The sequence below is a fragment of the Burkholderia humptydooensis genome (assembly GCF_001513745.1).
Classification (GTDB): Bacteria; Pseudomonadota; Gammaproteobacteria; order Burkholderiales; family Burkholderiaceae; genus Burkholderia; species Burkholderia humptydooensis.
Genome location: NZ_CP013380.1, coordinates 2,866,858 through 2,886,122, shown reverse-complemented (window position 1 = coordinate 2,886,122; position 19,265 = coordinate 2,866,858). Strand labels below are relative to the sequence as shown.

Below are 19,265 nucleotides of genomic sequence, written 5' to 3'. Positions count from 1 at the left end.
CTGACGTCGAACGTCCAAGTGTATGCCGAATTCGCGTCCGATCGGTGGTGCCGAAACGAGATTCGGATCAAGGTCCGGCGCGCGAAGGCGGCCTCGCGCACATGGCGGCGCGCGCCCGGACCCGGCCGATCGCGGCTGCGGGCGGCGCTCGCGGGCGGTGCGCCGCCTGTTCGTCAATGGCGGGTGAGGCTTTCGCCGCGCACACGCGCGCATCGTTGCCCGTCATTTATGAATAGGCGATGGGCTTCGTATCAGGCGTAAGCATTTGTGACACGGCGGCATCGCCCGCGTCACTCGCCCGCGACTGCCGCGCCGCCCGACGACCGGCGGTTCCGGCGCTTCTCGGCCCACACGCGCAGCCGGTCCATGTACAGATAGACGACGGGCGTCGTATAGAGCGTCAGCATCTGCGACACGATGAGCCCGCCCGCGATCGCGATCCCGAGCGGCGCGCGCATCTCCGCGCCGTCGCCGTGGCCGAACACGAGCGGCAGCGCGCCGAGCAGCGCCGCCATCGTCGTCATCATGATCGGCCGGAAGCGCAGCAAGCATGCTTCGTGAATCGCGTCGAACGACGACTTGCCTTGCCGCGACGCGTCGATTGCGAAGTCGACCATCATGATCGCGTTCTTCTTCACGATGCCGATGAGCAGGATCACGCCGATCAGCGCGATGATGCTGAACTCGGTCTTGAAGAGCAGCAGGCCGAGCAGCGCGCCGACGCCCGCCGACGGCAGCGTCGACAGGATCGTGACCGGATGGATGTAGCTCTCGTACAGAATCCCGAGCACGATGTAGACGGCCGCGAGCGCGGCGAGGATCAGGATCGGCTGATCCTTCAGCGACTCCTGGAACGCCTGCGCGGTGCCCTGGAAGCTGCCCTGGATCGTCGGCGGCACGCCGACCTCGGCCATCGTCTGGTAGATCACCTGCGTCGCCTTCGACAGCGACACGCCGGGCGGCAGGTTGAACGAGATCGTCGTCGCGACGAACAGGCCCTGATGGTTGACCGCGAGCGGCGTCGTGCTCGGCCCGAAGCTCGCGATCGCGGAGAGCGGCACCATCGTCGATTTCGACGTCGACACCGCCGCGCCCGACGACGCGCTCGACTTGCCGCTCGACGCGATCGAGTTGAGCGCCTGGTTGCGCGCCGAATCGGCGGCGATCGCGGCGGCGCTCTGCGCGGCCGCGCCGGCCGTCGACGCGCGCGTCGAGGTCGCGACGTAGGTGCCCGCCGCCGCGTTCGTCGTCTGCGCGCCGCTCGCGCTGCCGCCCGATGTGCTGACGTAGATCTGCTTGAGCATCTCCGGGCTCTGCCAGTACTGCGGCGCGACCTCCATCACGACGTGGTACTGGTTGAGCGGGTTGTAGATCGTCGACACCTGGCGCTGGCCGAACGCGTCGTACAGCGTGTTGTCGATCTGCGCCGGCTTGATGCCGAGGCGCGCGGCGGTCGCGCGGTCGATCGTCACCATCGCCTCGAGGCCGCCTTGCTGCTGGTCGGAGTTCACGTCGGCGAGCTCGGGGCGCTTTTGCAGCGCCTCCGTGAGGATCGGCCCCCACTTGTACAGCTCGGCCGTCGAGTCGCCGAGCAGCGTGAACTGATACTGCGCGTTGCTCTGCCGGCCGCCCGCGCGGATGTCCTGCGCGGCCTGCAGGAACGTGCGCGCGCCCGCGACGTCGGCGAGCTGCGGCCGCAGTTGCTGGATCACCTGATCGGCCGACAGCTTGCGCTGCGGCTTGTCCTTCAGCGCGACGAACATGAAGCCCGAGTTCGTCTGCGCGCCGCCCGTGAAGCCCGCGACGTCCGCGACGTTCGGATTCGCGCGGACGATGCGCATCATCTCGGTGAACTTGAGCTTCATCGCCTGGAACGAGGTCGTCTGGTCGGCCTGGATGCCGCCGATCATGAGGCCCGTGTCCTGCTGCGGGAAGAAGCCCTTCGGCACGACGATGTACAGCGCGATGTTGAGCGCGATCGTCGCGACGAGCGTCATCAGGATCGTGAGCGGATGGCGCAGCGCCCACGACAGCGTGCGCTCGTAGCCGCGCTGCATCCGCTCGAAGCCGCGCTCGAGCCAGCGCGCGACGCGGCCCTCGTCGCGCGGATCGTGCGCTTCGGGCAGCAGGCGCGCGCACATCATCGGCGTGAGCGTGAGCGACACGACGAGCGACACGGCGATCGCGAGCGACAGCGTGAGCGCGAATTCGCGGAACAGGCGCCCGACGATGCCGCCCATCAGGAGGATCGGCAGAAACACCGCGACGAGCGACAGGCTGATCGACAGCACCGTGAAGCCGACCTCGCGCGCGCCGTCGAATGCGGCCTGCAGCCGCGGCGTGCCGTTCTCGATGTGGCGCGCGATGTTCTCGAGCACGACGATCGCGTCGTCGACGACGAAGCCCGTCGCGACGATGAGCGCCATCAGCGACAGGTTGTTCAGCGAGAAGCCGAGCAGATACATCGCGCCGAACGTGCCGATGATCGAGATCGGCACCGCGACGCTCGGGATCAGCGTCGCGCGCCAGTTGCGCAGGAACAGGAACACGACCATCACGACGAGGCTCACCGCGATGAGCAGCGTGTGCTCGGTGTCGGCGAGCGATGCGCGGATCGTGCGCGAGCGGTCGAGCACCGGCGTGACCTGGATGTCGGCGGGCAGCGCGGCCGTCAGTTGCGGCAGCGCGGCCTTCACGCGCTCGATCGTGTCGATGATGTTCGCGCCGGGCGACCGGTACAGGATCACGAGCACCGCGCGCTCGCCGTTCATGAGGCCGAGATTGCGCAGATCCTCGACCGAGTCGACGACGCTCGACACGTCCGAGAGGCTCACGGCCGCGCCGTTGCGGTACGCGATCACGAGATCCTTGTATTGCGAGGCCTTCGACGCCTGGTCGTTCGTGTATAGCTGATAGTGGTGCGGGCCGGACTCGATCGCGCCCTTCGGGCTGTTCGCGTTCGCGGACGCGAGCGCGGCGCGCACGTCCTCGAGGCCGATCCCGTAGTGGAACAGCGCCTGCGGCTCGAGCTCGACGCGCACGGCCGGGTTCGCCGAGCCGCTCAGGCTGACCTGGCCGATCCCGTCGACCTGCGACAGCGACTGCTGCAGCACCGTCGACGCGGCGTCGTACAGCTTCGCGGGCGACGCCGTCTTCGACGTGAGCGACACGACCATGATCGGCGAATCGGCCGGGTTGACCTTGCGGTACGTCGGGTTGCTCTTCAGGCTCGCGGGCAGATCCGCGCGCGCGGCGTTGATCGCGGCCTGCACGTCGCGCGCGGCGCCGTCGATGTCGCGGTTCAGGTTGAACTGGAGCACGATCCGCGCGTTGCCGACCGAGCTCATCGAGGTCATTTCGGCGACGTCCGCGATCGAGCCCAGATGCCGCTCGAGCGGGCTCGTCACGCTGGTCGCGACGGTCTCCGGGCTCGCGCCGGGCAGCGACGCCTGCACGAGGATCGTCGGGAAATCGACCTGCGGCAGCGGCGAGACGGGCAGCTTGACGAACGCGAACAGGCCGGCGAGCGCGATCCCGAGCGCGAGCAGCGTCGTCGCGACGGGGCGGGTGATGAACGGGCGCGACAGGTTCATTTACGCGTCCGGATGCGCGGCCGGGCGGCCGGAACGCTCGAAGAAGCCGCGGATGCGGCGCGCGAGCGCGTCGAAGCCGAGGTAGATCACGGGCGTCGTGAAGAGCGTGAGCACCTGCGACACGATGAGCCCGCCCGCGATCGCGATGCCGAGCGGCTGGCGCAGCTCGGAGCCCGCGCCCGAGCCGACGATGAGCGGCACGGCGCCGAGCAGCGCGGCGAGCGTCGTCATCAGGATCGGCCGAAAGCGCAGCAGGCACGCCTGGTAGATCGCCTCGCGCGGCGGCTTGCCCTCGACGCGCTCCGCCTCGAGCGCGAAGTCGATCATCATGATCGCGTTCTTCTTCACGATGCCGATCAGCAGCACGATGCCGATGATCCCGATGATGTCGAGGTCGTGCCCGGTGATCATCAGCGCGAGCAGCGCGCCGACGCCCGCCGACGGCAGCGTCGACAGGATCGTGATCGGGTGGATGTAGCTCTCGTACAGCACGCCGAGCACGATGTACATCGTGACGATCGCGGCGAGGATCAGGAACAGTTGGTTCGACAGCGACGCCTGGAACGCGAGCGCCGCGCCCTGGAAGCGCGTCTGGAAAGACGCCGGCAGGCCGATTTCCCGCTCGGCCGCGTCGATCGCCTTCACCGCCTCGCCGAGCGACGCGCCCGGCGCGAGGTTGAACGAGATCGTCGTCGCCGGGAACTGCGACAGGTGCGTCACGAGGAGCGGCGCGGGCCGCTCGTGGAACGTCGCGATCGTGGAGAGCGGCACCTGGCCGCCGCCCGCCGACGGCAGGTAGATGCCGTTCAGCGAATCGGTGTAGTGCTGCATCCGCGGCTCCGCTTCGAGGATCACGCGGTACTGGTTCGACTGCGTGAAGATCGTCGACACGATCCGCTGGCCGTACGCGTCGTAGAGCGCGTTGTCGACGGTCGCGGGCGTGATGCCGAAGCGCGCGGCGCTCGCGCGGTCGATCTCGATGTAGACCGACTTGCCGTTGTTCTGCAGATCGGTCGCGACGTCGGCGAGGGACGGCTCCTTCTTCAGCCGGTCGACGAGCTTCGGCACCCAGGTCGCGAACTCGTCCGGGTTCGGGCTCGTCAGCATGAACTGGTACTGCGTCGGGCTGACCGTCGAGTCGATCGTCAGATCCTGCACCGGCTGCATGTACAGCGAGATGCCCGTGACGTTCGCCACCTGCCGCTGCAGCGAGCGGATCACGTCGCTCGCCGATTCGCTGCGCTCGTCGCGCGGCTTCAGGTTGATCAGCATCCGGCCGCTGTTGAGCGTGATGTTCGAGCCGTCGACGCCGATGAACGACGTGAGGCTCACGACGTCCGGATGCTTCAGGATCTCGGCGGCGAGCGCCTGCTGGCGCTCGGCCATCGCGCCGTACGACACCGACTGCGGCGCCTGCGTGATCGCCTGGATCACGCCCGTGTCCTGCGTCGGGAAAAAGCCCTTCGGAATCACGACGTAGAGGAGGGCGGTGAGCGCGAGCGTGAGCACCGCGACGACGAGCGTCGAGCGCCGCCGGTCGAGCACCCACTGCAGCGCGAGCCCGTAGCGCGCGATCACGCGGTCGATCAGCGCGTGCACCTTCGCCTCGAAGCGGTGGCTTTCGGGCGGCGGCGTGTGGCGCAACAGCTTCGCGCACATCATCGGCACGAGCGTGAGCGACACGATGGCCGAGATCACGATCGTCACCGCGAGCGTGATCGCGAACTCGTGGAACAGCCGCCCGACGACGTCGCCCATGAAGAGGAGCGGAATCAGCACGGCGATCAGCGACACCGTCAGCGAGATGATCGTGAAGCCGATCTGCTTCGAGCCCTTCAGCGCCGCCTCGAGCGCCGAATCGCCTTCCTCGACGTAGCGCGCGATGTTCTCGATCATCACGATCGCGTCGTCGACGACGAAGCCCGTGGCGATCGTGAGCGCCATCAGCGACAGGTTGTTCAGCGAAAAGCCCGACAGGTACATCACGGCGAGCGTGCCGATCAGCGACAGCGGCACCGACAGGCTCGGGATGATCGTCGCGTAGACGTTCGCGAGGAACAGGTACATCACGAGCACGACGAGCGCGACCGCGAGCCCGAGCTCGAACTGCACGTCGCGCACGGCGGCGCGGATCATCGTCGTGCGGTCGGTGACGATCTGCACGTCGAGCGCGGCGGGCAGCGATTCCTGCAGCTTCGGCAGGATCGCCTTGATGTTGTCGACCGTCTGGATCACGTTCGCGCCCGGCTGCCGCTGCACGTTCAGGATGATTGCGGGCTCGGCGTCGACCCACGCGCCGAGCTTCGTGTTCTCCGAGCCGGCGACGATCTTCGCGACGTCGGTGAGCATCACCGGCCGGCCGCTCTTGTACGCGACGACGGCGTCGTGGTACTGGTCGGCGCTCGTCAACTGGTCGTTCGCGTTGATCGTGTACGCGCGCGTCGGGCCGTCGAAGTTGCCCTTCGGCGTGTTGACGTTCAGGTTCGAGATCGTCGTGCGCAGGTCGTCGAGGTTCAGGCCGTAGGACGCGAGCGCGAGCGGGTTCGCCTGGATCCGCACGGCCGGCCGGTTGCCGCCCGACAGGCTGACGAGGCCGACGCCCGACACCTGCGAGATCTTCATCGCGAGCCGCGTGTCCGCGAGATCCTGCACCTGCGTGAGCGGCAGCGTCTTCGACGTGACGGCGAGCGTGATCACGGGCGCGTCGGCCGGATTGACCTTCGCGTAGATGGGCGGCGCGGGAAGGTCCGACGGCAGCAGGTTGCCCGCCGCGTTGATGGCCGCCTGCACTTCCTGCTCGGCGACGTCGAGCGGCAGGTCGAGGCTGAACTGCAGCGTGATCACGGACGCGCCCGCCGAGCTCTGCGACGACATCTGGTTGAGCGACGGCATCTGCCCGAACTGCCGCTCGAGCGGCGCGGTGACGGACGACGTCATCACCTCGGGGCTCGCGCCCGGATAGAAGGTCTGGACCTGGATCGTCGGATAGTCGACCTCGGGCAGCGCGGCGAGCGGCAGAAAGCGCAGCGCGACGAGGCCGGCGAGCATGATCGCCGCCATCAGGAGCGCGGTGCCGACCGGACGAAGAATGAAGACGCGGGACGGATTCATTGGTCAGCCGGCGTCATTGCGACTGGGCCTGCGACGCGCCGCCGTGGCGGCGCCCGCCGTGCGCGCCCGACGCGGCCGATGCGCCTTTCGCGCCCGACGCCTGCTTCGGCTGGTTGGCCGGGATCGTGATCGCCGAGCCTTCGCGCAGCCGGTCGGAGCCGTCCGTCACGACGCGCTCGCCGACGGCGAGCCCCTCGACGATGCTCGTGCGCTCGCCGTCGACGGGGCCGGGCTTCACCTTGCGCACGCTCACCGTGTTGTCCGGCTTCACGACGTAGACGAACTGGCCGATCGAGCCCGTGAGCACGGCCGACGTCGGCACGATCGTCGCGTCGCGGATCGTGTCGACGAGGAGGCGCGCGTTGACGAACTGATTCGGGAACAGCAGGCTGTTCCTGTTCTCGAACGTCGCGCGCAGCTTCACGGTGCCCGTCGTCGTGTCGATCTGGTTGTCGAGCGTGTCGAGCGCGCCCGTCTCGAGCGGCGTCGTGTTGTTGCGGTTGTACGCGGTGACCGACAGCCTGCCGCCGGCGCTCATCTGCTTGAGGATCGCGGGCAGGTTGTCTTCGGACGTCGTGAAGATCACGCTCATCGGCTGCAATTGCGTGATGACGACGATGCCGTTCGTGTCCGACGGCGTCACGTAGTTGCCCGGATCGACCTGACGCAGGCCGACGCGGCCCGTCACGGGCGCCGTGATCCGCGCGTACGTGAGATTGAGCTTCGCGGAATCGATCGCCGCGCGGTCGATCTGCACGGTGCCTTCGTACTGCTTGACGAGCGACGCCTGCGTGTCGGCCGTCTGCTTCGCGATCGAATCCTGCGCGACGAGCGTCTGGTAGCGCTTCAGGTCGAGGCGCGCGGTCGCGAGGAGCGCCTCGTCGCGCGCGAGCGCGCCCTGCGCGTTCGCGAGCGAGATCTGGTACGGGCGCGGATCGACTTGCGCGAGCACGTCGCCCTTCTTCACGATCTGGCCTTCCTGGAACGACACCGATTGCAGATAGCCGGACAACTGGGTCCTGACGGTCACGTTCGCGAGCGGCGTGACGGTGCCGAGCGCGTTGAGGACGACGGGCATCTCGCCGCGCACGGCGGCGGCGACCTGGACGGGCTGCGGCAGGTTCGCGAGCGCGGCGGGGCCGCCGCGCTTGCGCGCGCCGCCTGGCTGGCTCTCGGCGCTCGGGCTGCCGCCGCTCTTCCACGGATGCCACCACAGCACGCCGCCGATCACGACGGCCGCGAGCGCGCCGAGCGCGATCAGCTTGCGGCGGGGGCGGCGCGGGCTGGGACCGGACGGCGGGTGAGCGGAAGAGCGGGGCGTGGGCTTTTCTTGATTGTCCATCGGTTCGATCTGGAGGTCGGCGTGCAGTGCATACGACAGGCGCGCACGGGCCGCGTTCGCGGTCGTCGCGACCGGGCCGGCTTGCGGCCCGGCCGCGACGCAAAAGAGAAAAGAGCGGGGCGCGCCGGTTGTGGCGCGGGGTTGCATGATGCTACGTCCCTACGACGGTTACAGTCCAGCACCCTATCTTTCCGCGAATTACGATCGTTACAGATGAACGGGCGATGACATGCGGCGATGACGCGGGCCCGCGTGCGCGGCGCGGTCCGTCGCGGCACTGCGCCATCCATGTCAACGTGCGAGATTCGGCCACGCGGCGCCGCCGATCTCGCGCGTGATCTTCGCGATGCACTCGCGCAGCGCAGGCACCGCGACCGAGCGCAGGAAGTCGGGCGTGCACTGGTGCGCGGAGCCGCCGCAGTTGACCGCGTAGCATTGGCCCGTCGGCGCGACGAAGCCCGCTGCGATCGCGTTCAGTTCCTCGCGCCATTCGCCGATCGCGATCGCGTAGCCGTGTTGGGTGATGTCGGCGAGCGCGGCATTCAGCCGCGACACGACGAACGGCCAGTCGTCGCCCGCCGCCGCCTGCAGCGCGCCGATCAGCTCGCGGCGCGGGCCGTCCTCGAGCGCGGCGAGGTACGCGCGGCCGACCGCCGTGCGCGCGACGTCCATCCGCGAGCCCGTTTCGAGCCGCGTGACGAGCACGGCCGAGCGGGGGCGGATCACGTCGATCGCGACCATGTCGAGGCGGTCGCGCACCGCGAGGTGGACGGACAGCGATGTCTTTTCGGCGAGTTCGATGAGGAACGGCCGCGAGCGTGCACGGATGTCGAAGTTGCGCAAGAAGCCGTTGCTGAGTTCGAGCACCGACGCCGTCAGCACGAAGCGCTCGCTGTCGGGCAACTGGAACAGGAAGCCCGCGCTGACGAGCGTCGCCGTGATGCGCGACACGGTTGGCTTCGGGATGCCTGTCAATTCTGCCAGTTCGCGGTTGCTGACCGGGGCATCGGAGATCGCGATGCGGCGCAGGACCGCCAAACCGCGCGCGAGGGCCGTTATTTCGTCGGTGGTGGCTTCCCGTTCTCGGGAGAGGGCTTGGGCGTTGGAGCGTGTCGTCACGGGAATCTCTCTTTTTTCGAAACTTGATTTCAGATTCTTATCAATTGTAAGACGAATGTCGAGAAAGTATGCGCGGCTTGCCACTTTCTTTCGCAATGCGCAATATTTACTGGATTACCCCGAGTTTATTAGGGAAATGTCGGATCGTGCAGCGCCGAAAATGAGATGGAGGCATGTATTTTTCGCTTGACTTGTCGTCCGGAAACGGAAAAAATGTCTCCTAATTTCGAAACGTTGTTTCGCTAGTTTAGATGGGAACGACGTTCGATGCAGTCTCTCAGGTTCTAGCACGGCCCTCGGAATGGCTAGAACTTTTTTAGCGCCACGGTCTCCGTGGCGCTTTTTTTTACCTGTTATCGGGGCACAACAAAGTCTGCAGCAACAAGGTAGAGCGGTTTCAGAGACACCAAAGTATGCAGCATCGCGAAAAAGTGTTGTTCGGTGCACCATTTTGAGCGTGTTTGGCTATTATATTTTGCTTGTCGATAGCCTGGTGTCGGATGGAAATGCTTCCGAAATTTCGGGCCTGCGACGTAGGCGCGACTTCTCGGAATAGCGGATATGAACCCAGTCTTCGGCAAACAGGGTGCAACGTCCGGCAATCGGCCACTCCGGCGAGCCGATCAGGCATCCCTTAGATCACTCCATTGCAGCATTGCGATCGGCCTGCGGGTTACCCGCCGATGTGTAGTCCACGTATATCCCAACTGCGGTTGCGAGCAGTTCCCTTGCTTACCTAGTCGTAGCGCGGGAGCGCGCGAAACATAAAACGTAACCCTGCTAACAAATACGAGTCATCACGGTCAAAAGTGCCTGCGAACCGACGAAGATGTCGTGCTGCACGACTGTTCCCTCGAGCAGTTCCGCCGCTGTGGGTGCCCATGGGGGCAGGTGCGGTGGCCACCGGGTACCGATGGTCGTTCCCTCGGTCCGCGCTGGTAGCTGCGCCCGTTGCCACGAGTGGAAGAGTGCAGGTTCCGGCGGGTACTGGCTGCATTGCGCGCCTGCGGTGCGTGTTGACCGTTGGATACGGTAGGGGGCGACTTTGACTTTATGAGCCGGACAAGTCCATGAACAAACAGGAACTCGTCGACGCAGTCGCCGCGGGCGCGGGCGTCAGCAAAAGCGACGCGAGTAAAACCGTCTAGGCGGTGTTGGATGCGATCACGGGCGCGGTGAGCCGCGACGAAGCGGTGCAGCTCGTCGGTTTTGGGGCGTTTTCGCGGGGGCAGCGCTCGGCGCGTACCGGTCGCAATCCGACGACGGGCGAGGAGATCGCTATTGCCGCGGCAAATACTGTGAGATTCGCGGCCGGCAAGGCGTTAAAGGACGCGGTGAACGGATCATGACATCGTGCGAGTTGCGCCTGGCCGCCTATGCGGGGCCTGAGGCTGACTCGTTAGAACGCCGGCGGCGTCGCGTTCGCGCGGGTGCACGCGTGTGACTTGATTTGCCGGTCGACCGAATTGTCCAGACAGTGTTTGTACAATCCACGTCCGGCCGCAAGTTCGCGACAAACGTGGAGCGCGCCTCAGTCCAGCAATAGCGACTCGACCGCTGTTCGTGAGTTCGTGCACGCGGCACGGAGCTTCGCCGACGCGTGACGTCGGCGATATCCGCTGGACCACCGATGCGCGTGTGGCGGCGCCGCGCGCTTGCGACACACCGACAATTGTGGTGCGCCGGGCCCGTAGACCACATTGATTCTGCCGCCCCAGAAAAGGATACCTATCTTTATGACTGTCGCCTGAAATGCGTCAGGTGAGCATGTAGCCCTTCATTGCGCAATTACATGTCGCAAGCTCAAACAGGCCGTGATGAAGGGGGCTGTGCCTGAATCCATTGATAGTACGACACTGCAGCTTTTCGACCGCTCAATCTGGCGATCCGGACCTTACGCGGCCATTTGTGGTTCTACCGATGAGCGAATGTATGGCATCGGTCAAGTGTTATACGCTCCCGCGTGCCAGTCCCTCCTCTTGCGCCAGTCGGCAGGCACATCTCCGAATCTGGACAGGCCCAGTTCGCTGATCGGCAAATCAGTTCGACCGGTCTGTGCGAGGTCAGCAAGTGCGCGACCGATAACGGGGGCCAGGCCGAACCCATGTCCGGAAGCTGTCGCGATGTACATGCCGTCAATCGAGCCGACGCGATCAATGACGGTAGCCTGGTCGGGAGTGACGTCAACGATACCGGCCCAGCAGCGAAGCAATGGAATATTCGATATCGACGGGAGAAGCTCCGCGAGACGGCGGGCGACGTTGCGAACGATGGCAGTATTCGGTTTTGCTGGCTCGGATGTTAGGTCAACGTCGATCCACTCGTGAGGTCCGCCATTGAAGTGAATGTTTCCGCGACGAGTTTGCCGTAACGAAAGTCCGTTTCCAACCATGGCCACACCAAACAGTGGTGGCAGAGGGGCAGTTACCATCGCTTCCAGGCGTACCGCCGCTACGGGCACGTTAGCACCGACCATGCGGGCAATGTGACCCGTACCAACGCCAGCACAGTTGATGACGACCGGCGCGGAAATATAGCCTGCAGCCGTCTGAACCCCCGTAACCTTGCCGGCTTCAGTGGTGATAGCGATCACAGGATTGTTTTCGCGGATGACTCCACCACGGTCCTTAAATGCCCATGCGAACGCCTGTGAGCTCCGCTGCGGGTTCGCGTGACCCGAACGCGTCGTGTGGATTCCACCGATGACCTTTTCAGACAGGCAGGGGACAATTGAACGTGCTTCGTCACCGTCGACTAGCCGGAACGGGAACTGGGTGGTAGAAAAGACTTTATAAGTTTCCTGCAATTCTTCCCACTCTTCCGGTGAGCTCGCCACCCACAGGCGTCCTTCAGGTCGCCACTCGGTCGGATACCCAAGTTCTTCATCGAGGCCATTCCAGTATTTCTCAGCCTCCGCCGCGAGCGGCGCCTCAATTGGCGTTTCACCTCTGAGGCTGAGGAATCCAGTCGCGCGCCCGGATGCTTCCCACGCTACGCGACCCTTATCAACTACCACAACTTTTGCACCAGACTTCGCGAGCCAGTAGCCCGTAGAAAGCCCGATTATTCCTGCTCCAACGACGACGACGTCAGCGGTTTCCATGAATGTCCTCAATTCCTCACCTAACTCGACATGTGGCGCCAAGCGCTTACTTCCACGGTATTTCATCCTTCAACGGATGGAGCCACGTAGGCCACGTGCGGCGGATTTCCTCTGTTTCATCGTCGGCCCACATAACCTTGAGTGGAATCGGGCGCACTGGGCAACGGTACGAGCCTGGCGAAATGTCGGCGAGATTGCTGTTTGTCGCATCCGCGAGCAGTATTAATGTCTGGTCTCTACAACGCTTGCCTTGACAGTGACCCATCCCCGCCCGGGTCAAACGTTTCAGCAAGTCCTGGCTTGTGCGTCCGACATTGCCAAGTCCGTCGAGACCGCCGGAAGGGCAGCGGTTTTTAGCATCGAGGTATCGCGGAGGACCTACCTGGATCAGTTCTCGTCGGGAGACTTCTTCACACTGGCATACAACGACGTCGAGCCCTTGCGCGGCGACAAAGGACGCGAGCCACCGGTCAGGTGGATAGGTACTACCGCCAGGCGATCCCACGCGGCTTGGCGCCGTGTCCTCAGATTGCAATCCCTCCAGCTCAGCGATACGGCGTGCCGCGGTACGTCCCTGTTCGCACGCGACGTCGGCGTCGAGAAGCGATGCTTCCGTCACACCTGCGCCGTCGCCTACGACGAAAACGGAAGAGACGCTTGTTTGCATCTGTGCAGTCGTCTCAGGGATCCAGCCGGCCAACTGCGGCTGGAACTCCATCTTGCAACCAGTGACGGAAGCGAGTTCGATATTCGGAACAACGCCAAACGCCATACAGACCGTGTCGCACGATACGATGTATTCCGTGCCGGGGCGGGGGCGCAGCGCGTCATCAACCTTGACCAGTTGAATCTCTTTGACACCGGTCTGGCCGTCGACTTTGGTTACTGTAGTCGACAGGTGAAACGCCACGCCTGCCGAGCTCAACTCTTTGGCGATCTCCGGGTCGCCCGCAATGGTCGGCCCGACTTCAACGAGGGCCTTGATCGAGAGGCCTTTTTCCAGGGCGAGCTTCGCCGTACGAAGTGCAAGGTTGCCACTGCCGAGGATGACGAGCTCGCTGCCGCCGAGCGTGTCGTACCGCCCGAGTAGTGTCGTCGCCCCGTTCGCGCCCAGAACTCCGGGCAGTTCCCAGCCGGGGAACGAAAGCACCAGATCTCTCGAGCCTGGGGCGAGAACGATGTAGTCGTATTCAATCATCCAGCTGCGTTCGGTGTCCGCGACACCGACCTGATTGACCTGAAGATGAATGTTGTTCGCGCCAGGCTGGAAGTTGGACCAGACGGCCGTACCTGTTAGCACGTCAACACCAGCTTCGAGGCACTCCATCAACGGTTCATTGGAGCCCAACACGCGGTCTGCAACAAGTCCCTGGTCAGAGAGCACCGACGGGAGTCGGGCGCCATAGAAATACGGCGCATCCAGACTCATCGCGGATACGTCCTGCGGGTGTTCGTCGATTAGCGTTACCCGAAAGCCCAGATTGGCGCCTTCGAGGGCGGCTGCACAGCCGGCGGGACCACCGCCGACGACAAGGAGGTGTTTTGATGTCGTGTCCATGTTGCCCTTACCTGGCTGTCAACGTGCGCGGAGTTCTTTGACCCGTTCAACAAATGCTGGCAATACATCCTTGGCATCGCCCACCACACCATACCGGGCGGCCTTGAAGATGTTGGCTTCCGAATCGGTGTTGATGGCAACGATCATCTTGGCCCCAGAAATACCTGCGAGATGGTGCACTGCTCCGGAGATGCCAACGGCGATATAGAGGTCAGGGCTAATCTTCGCGCCGCTGAACCCGACCTGCTTCGACGGCGGAATCCAGCCTAGCTCAACGACAGCCCGGCTACCTCCGACTCCCGCGCCAAGTTCGGCGGCTGCTTCTTCAATGAGCTTCCAGTTTTCGCGGCTACCAACTCCGAGCCCGCCTGACACCACGACGCGCGCCGTCTTGAGTTGCGGGCCTGCGCCGGTGGCGTCAGGAATTGACTCGAGCACGGAAATGCGTGTTTTGACCTCCGGGAGTACAACTGGCGTGACCGTTCCAGGTTGCGCCGCCGACTCGCCGGCTTGGTACGAGCCGGCCGACAAGGTTGCCATGCGCAACGGCCGTGCGAACGAGAATTCTGCCTTCGCGGCGCCCCCGCTGACGGGCTTGATAGCGACCAGATCCCCGTCGTCGAGAGCGAGTCGCGATACGGCTGTCACGAGCGCGGCATCAAGCCTCGCGGCAAGGCGCGGCACCCATTCGTTCGTTTCAGAGTTTTGCGGGAACAGGACAATATCGGGCGCGCAAGCACGGATGATTGCTTCCGCTGCCGCGATATATACGTCGCTGATGTATGGATCGAGGCGCGGGTCATCAACGAAGAAGACTTCCGAGGTAGCCACGCTCGACAACGTTTTTGCAGCCTCTTCACCGTTTCCGATAACTGCGCCGAGGAGGGGGCCTCCCGCCTGTTGCGCAAGTTCCCGGGCACAGCTGGCTGCCTCGAGGGAGCTCTGCTGGACCTTGCCGTCAGAAACGTATCCAAAGAAAAGTACGCCAGCCATCAGATAACCCCTTCCTGGTGCAAACGCTCGGCAAGGGCGCGGCCCGCGTCCGACCCACTGCCAGAGATCAGCTCTGCGCGAACCTCCGATACCGGTTCAAAGAACACGCGACGCAGAACCACGCTCGGTTGGACGTCACCCTGCAACAGGTCAGCCTGCGACCACGTCGTAAGGTCCGCCTTCTTTGATGCCATCACCCCTTTCAGCGAAGGGGAGCGTGGCTTGTTGGCCTCGTTCGAAATACCAAGCAGAACAGGCAACTCCGCCTTAACGCGTTGCATTCCATCATCGGTAAGTCGGTCCACGACGATCGCGCTTTCGGTGACTTCCTGCACCTGTTTGACGGGAGAAACTGCACCAAGGCCTAACTGTTCCGCCAGACGAAAGAGCACCTGTCCCGAGTCCGTGTCGGATGCCTGTCGTCCGCTGAGGACGAGGTCGGCCGGCGGCAGCTTTCGAACCGCATTGGCGAGCAACGCCGCTACCACGGAAGGGTCCGAGTCGAGGCCGTGGGGGCCGCTGATATGAACAGCTTTATCGGCACCCATAGCGATAGCGCGGCGCAGATGCGCTTTAGCTTCGTCGGAGCCCACGCTGATTACGGAGATGGTGCCGCCAATCTTGTCGCGAATGCGAATTGCCTCTTCGACCGCATTGACGTCGTATCCATTTGCGACGTCACCGACACCCGCTGGCGTCTGAATGGACCTGCCATCGGCACTCAGTTTCAGCAATTCAGCCGGCGAGTTCGGGTCGTGGACCTGCTTGAGCGTTACAACGATATGCATTTGATTCTCCTACCATGTCCTCGGTATTTGTGCGAGTGCGCCTAGTCGTCCAGGAGATTCTGCAGGTGCTCCATTGAGTCCACGTATTCACCCAGAATTTCGGCAAAGATCTGCCGAACGGATGTTTCCGATTTCATGTCACCGACAATCTGCCCAACGGCGTACGTCCAATAGTCGAGATTGCGGGAGCGCTCGGCCCGGCGCATCGGTTCACCGGCGAGAATCGACTGCAACGGAAAAGTCAGAGGGTCGGGATGGACGCCTTTATCCCATGCCTCGGTGTACGCGCTTTTGAGAATCCGGCACGACTTGCCGGTGAGCGCCTTGCTGACGATTGCATCCTCCGACTTCGAAGCGAAGAGGCGATCCTTCATGATGTCGCTCAGTTCGCTCTCGCGACTACCCAGCCAGATGGATCCGCACCAGATGCCGGCTGCACCGAGTGCCATTGCCGCGAGCATCTGGCGGCCGCGACCAATACCCCCGGCCGCAAGGACGGGCATCGGGGCAACGGCATCGACAAGTTGTGGCCAGAGCACCATGGACGAGACCTTGCCGACGTGTCCACCAGCTTCGCTACCTTGACCGACGAGAATGTCGACTCCGGCTTCCTGCTGCTTGCGCGCATGGTCCACTGAACCGACAAGCGCACCGACCTTGATGCCGTGAGAATGAATGCGGTCAACAACATGCTTCGGCGGCACACCCATCGCGCCAACGACGAACTTGACCCCCGGATGCTTCAGTGCAATCTCCAGCGATCGCTCGCTGTCGCGCGGCGTCATTTTCATCTTGCCCGCGTGCTCACGCATGAATTCCTTTGCGTCATCTTCCGGCAGGGGGGCAATACCCGCTTCGTCCAGCAGGTTCTTGACGAACTTACGGTGTTCGGCCGGGAGAATCTGGTCAGGGTCGCGTTCATCTTCGAGTGCCGCAAAGGTACCCGGGAAAACGACGTCAACGCCGTAGGGCTTGCCTTCAACGTGTTCATCAATCCACTTCAGTGATACCTCGAGTTCCTCGGGCGTCATCCACGCCGCACCCAGAATGCCCATGCCACCGGCGCGGGAGGCTTCAACGACTACATCTCGACAGTGAGAGAACGCAAAAATAGGAAGGTCAATTCCCAGCGCTTCGGTTACAGCAGTTCGCATCATGACAAATATTCTCCTGAGACTTCATCAAATCCCGCACCGCATCATCGTGCTCAAGCACGGCAGGTGCTCTGGTTCCGCTGCATCCGTTCAAGTCGTTGATGTCACTCGTGAAGGTCGATGGCACACGTTCGCGTGCCTGGAATGGTTTGGCCCCATAAGCCAGCGGTCACCCGTTGTCGCCGGTTCAATGGGGTGCTGGCACGTCAACAACCTGACTCAGCGGCGCATCGCAACCGGGCGACGACCAACCGTTCCTTCCAGAGCCAACTGACCGTCCGAATTTAGGACCGACGGACATAAATTTTTGACTGCTGGGTCAGTATGCACCAAACCCAGCCAATGTCAAAAACATTTATCGACGTTTGCCCGTGAGTGCCGTGTAGCCGGTTTGTGCGTGTCAGTCGTCCGTCCGGACGGGGCTGGTCTCGCCGTATGACGTCCCGGCGCGGGTGGGGAAAGGGAGCAGAACCATCTCCTTGCAAACAGGAATTTTCGTGATATATACTAGGTGGTCAGTTTTTTTATCTAATTGGTCTATTTGATTCGTGGCGTGTCAAGGCTTCATGAGGCGGTGCTTGATATGCAGACGGTTCCAGACAGTCCGTCTGCCAAAAGATTTCGGTTTCCTGGATGAGGAGTTCGCGATGAAGGTATTGGTAGGAGTGAAGCGGGTCGTTGATTACAACGTCAAGGTCCGGGTGAAGGCAGACGGAACGGACGTCGACATCAGCAACGTCAAGATGTCCATGAATCCGTTTGACGAGATCGGTGTAGAGGAAGGTGTGAGGTTGAAGGAGTCCGGCGCCGCTAGCGAAGTCATTGCAGTCTCTTGCGGCCCGACACAGTGTCAGGAAACGCTTCGGACCGCGCTGGCCATTGGTGCTGACCGCGCAATCCACATCAGGACGGACGAGGAGCTTCAGCCATTGGCCGTAGCCAAGTTGCTTGCTGCCATCGTGGAAGAAGAGCGCCCCGGCCTTGTCATCCTCGGCAAGCAGGCCATCGACGACGACTCGAATCAGACGGGACAGATGCTTGCGGCTCTTGCCGGTATGCCTCAGGCCACGTTTGCGTCCAAGGTAACCGTTGACTGCGACATCGCCATAGTAGCCAGGGAAGTAGATGGTGGCGCCGAAACGCTCTCCCTCAAGCTACCCGCAGTTGTCACGACGGACCTGCGCCTCAATGAACCCCGCTACGTGACGTTGCCCAACATCATGAAGGCCAAGAAGAAACCGCTGGCGACCATCGAACCCAGCGAACTGCGAGTGGATGTACGAGCGCGTCTGAAGACCATTAAGGTTTCCGAACCGACTGCTCGCGGGGCCGGTGTGAAGGTTCCGGACGTTCGAACACTGGTCGAAAAGCTCAAGTCTGAAGCCAAAGTGCTGTAAAGGAAACGCAAAATGACGATTCTTGTAATTGCCGAACATGATAACGAGTCGCTGAAGCCAGCGACTTTGCATACCGTCTTCGCTGCACACCAGATTGGCGGCGACATTCATCTTCTGGTTGCCGGCCACAACGCCAGGGGAGTCGCAGACCTCGCGGCGAAGGTCGCTGGCGTCAAGAAGGTTCTGCTGGCGGATGCTCCGCAACTGGCCGACGCTATTGCCGAGAATATCGAGGCAACAGTGTTGCAGCTTGCCAAGGACTATTCCCACATACTCGCTCCCGCGACCGCGTTCGGGAAAAACGTCTGCCCCCGCGTCGCTGCGAAGTTGGACGTGGCTCAAATCAGCGACATCACGGCTGTCGTGTCGGCAGATACCTTTGAGCGACCAATCTACGCTGGCAACGCGATTTCAACGGTTCAATCTTTCGACCCGGTCAAGGTTGTGACCGTTCGGTCGACCGCCTTTGATCCGGTAAGCGCGGAATCTGGCGACGGCTCGGTCGTCGAGACCATTGATGTACCTGAGGACGCTGGCATTTCGCGCTTCGTAAGTCGTGAACTCGCCAAGCTGGAGCGCCCGGAACTGACGTCTGCTGCGGTTGTCGTCGCCGGCGGGCGCGGGCTGGGCAGTGCCGAGAATTTCCAGGCGGTGCTTGCACCGTTGGCCGACGCACTCGACGCAGCACTCGGCGCCTCGCGTGCCGCGGTCGATGCAGGTTACGTGTCGAACGTCTACCAGGTGGGGCAGACGGGGAAGATTGTCGCGCCGCGTCTTTACTTTGCAGTCGGCATCTCGGGTGCGATTCAGCATCTTGCGGGGATGAAGGACTCGAACGTCATTGTTGCCATCAACAAGGACCCTGAGGCGCCGATATTTGGCGTCGCAGATTACGGGCTGGTCGGTGACCTCTTCAGCGTGGTTCCGGACCTGGTGAAAGAACTCGGCGCGTCATGAGCCTCCCGCGCCGAAAATTGGTGCGCTCGAACAAGACCCGACTGAATGATTCATCCATGAATACTGCAACGTCGCGCGTATGGCGCCGGCTCCCCGTCCAGCGACTGGCAAATTGCATGGGGGCATTCAGGCGAGGGCTGCTGATCGCAT

The 19,265-nt window shown here is 63.2% G+C and carries 11 protein-coding genes and 1 pseudogene; 3 read left to right on the top strand and 9 right to left on the bottom strand.

The features are described 5' to 3' along the window. Positions 1-290: 290 nt before the first annotated feature. The 4 genes from AQ610_RS12820 to AQ610_RS12805 form a co-directional block, all read right to left on the bottom strand. On the bottom strand, positions 291-3,593 hold the full coding sequence (locus AQ610_RS12820; protein ID WP_006029456.1) for an efflux RND transporter permease subunit: 3,303 nt from the start codon (positions 3,591-3,593) through the stop codon (positions 291-293). Further along, positions 3,594-6,704: an MdtB/MuxB family multidrug efflux RND transporter permease subunit gene (locus AQ610_RS12815; protein ID WP_006029457.1), complete on the bottom strand. Its 3,111-nt coding sequence runs from the start codon at positions 6,702-6,704 to the stop codon at positions 3,594-3,596. It lies immediately after the preceding gene. A gap of 13 nt (positions 6,705-6,717) precedes the next feature. Then, a complete protein-coding gene (locus tag AQ610_RS12810; protein WP_006029458.1) occupies positions 6,718-8,046 on the bottom strand; it encodes an MdtA/MuxA family multidrug efflux RND transporter periplasmic adaptor subunit in 1,329 nt (442 codons plus the stop codon). A gap of 291 nt (positions 8,047-8,337) precedes the next feature. Next, the gene (locus AQ610_RS12805) at positions 8,338-9,165 is read right to left on the bottom strand and encodes an IclR family transcriptional regulator (protein WP_043283307.1); all 828 of its coding nucleotides are present in this window, start codon (positions 9,163-9,165) and stop codon (positions 8,338-8,340) included. A 1,070-nt stretch (positions 9,166-10,235) separates the two neighbouring features. Between AQ610_RS12805 and AQ610_RS33520 the strand changes: the two are divergent. Then, positions 10,236-10,514 (top strand): annotated as a pseudogene (locus AQ610_RS33520) (HU family DNA-binding protein). A 593-nt stretch (positions 10,515-11,107) separates the two neighbouring features. On the opposite strand, the gene AQ610_RS12800 reads toward AQ610_RS33520, so the two are convergent. From AQ610_RS12800 to AQ610_RS12780, 5 genes are read right to left on the bottom strand one after another with little or no spacing between them, the layout of a single operon-like run. Continuing rightward, complete coding sequence (locus tag AQ610_RS12800) at positions 11,108-12,268, bottom strand: NAD(P)/FAD-dependent oxidoreductase (protein ID WP_045554861.1); 1,161 nt, start codon at positions 12,266-12,268, stop codon at positions 11,108-11,110. 46 nt (positions 12,269-12,314) lie between these two features. Next, positions 12,315-13,826 (bottom strand): FAD-dependent oxidoreductase, encoded by a 1,512-nt coding sequence (locus tag AQ610_RS12795; RefSeq protein ID WP_006029461.1) that lies wholly within the window; start codon positions 13,824-13,826, stop codon positions 12,315-12,317. 18 nt (positions 13,827-13,844) lie between these two features. Continuing rightward, the gene (locus AQ610_RS12790; protein ID WP_009912259.1) at positions 13,845-14,819 is read right to left on the bottom strand and encodes an electron transfer flavoprotein subunit alpha/FixB family protein; all 975 of its coding nucleotides are present in this window, start codon (positions 14,817-14,819) and stop codon (positions 13,845-13,847) included. After that, positions 14,819-15,607, bottom strand: a complete 789-nt coding sequence (locus tag AQ610_RS12785) for an electron transfer flavoprotein subunit beta/FixA family protein (RefSeq protein ID WP_009912260.1) — start codon at positions 15,605-15,607, stop codon at positions 14,819-14,821. Before AQ610_RS12785 ends, AQ610_RS12790 begins: the two co-directional genes overlap by 1 nt. 41 nt (positions 15,608-15,648) lie before the next feature. After that, on the bottom strand, positions 15,649-16,764 hold the full coding sequence (locus tag AQ610_RS12780; RefSeq protein ID WP_006029462.1) for an NAD(P)H-dependent flavin oxidoreductase: 1,116 nt from the start codon (positions 16,762-16,764) through the stop codon (positions 15,649-15,651). 644 nt (positions 16,765-17,408) lie between these two features. Here AQ610_RS12780 and AQ610_RS12775 point away from each other — a divergent pair. Together AQ610_RS12775 and AQ610_RS12770 are read left to right on the top strand one after the other, a co-directional pair. Then, positions 17,409-18,158: an electron transfer flavoprotein subunit beta/FixA family protein gene (locus AQ610_RS12775; RefSeq protein WP_006029463.1), complete on the top strand. Its 750-nt coding sequence runs from the start codon at positions 17,409-17,411 to the stop codon at positions 18,156-18,158. 12 nt (positions 18,159-18,170) lie between these two features. Continuing rightward, entirely contained in the window at positions 18,171-19,115 is a 945-nt protein-coding gene (locus tag AQ610_RS12770) for an electron transfer flavoprotein subunit alpha/FixB family protein (protein WP_006029464.1), read from the top strand. The last annotated feature ends 150 nt before the right edge of the window (positions 19,116-19,265 follow it).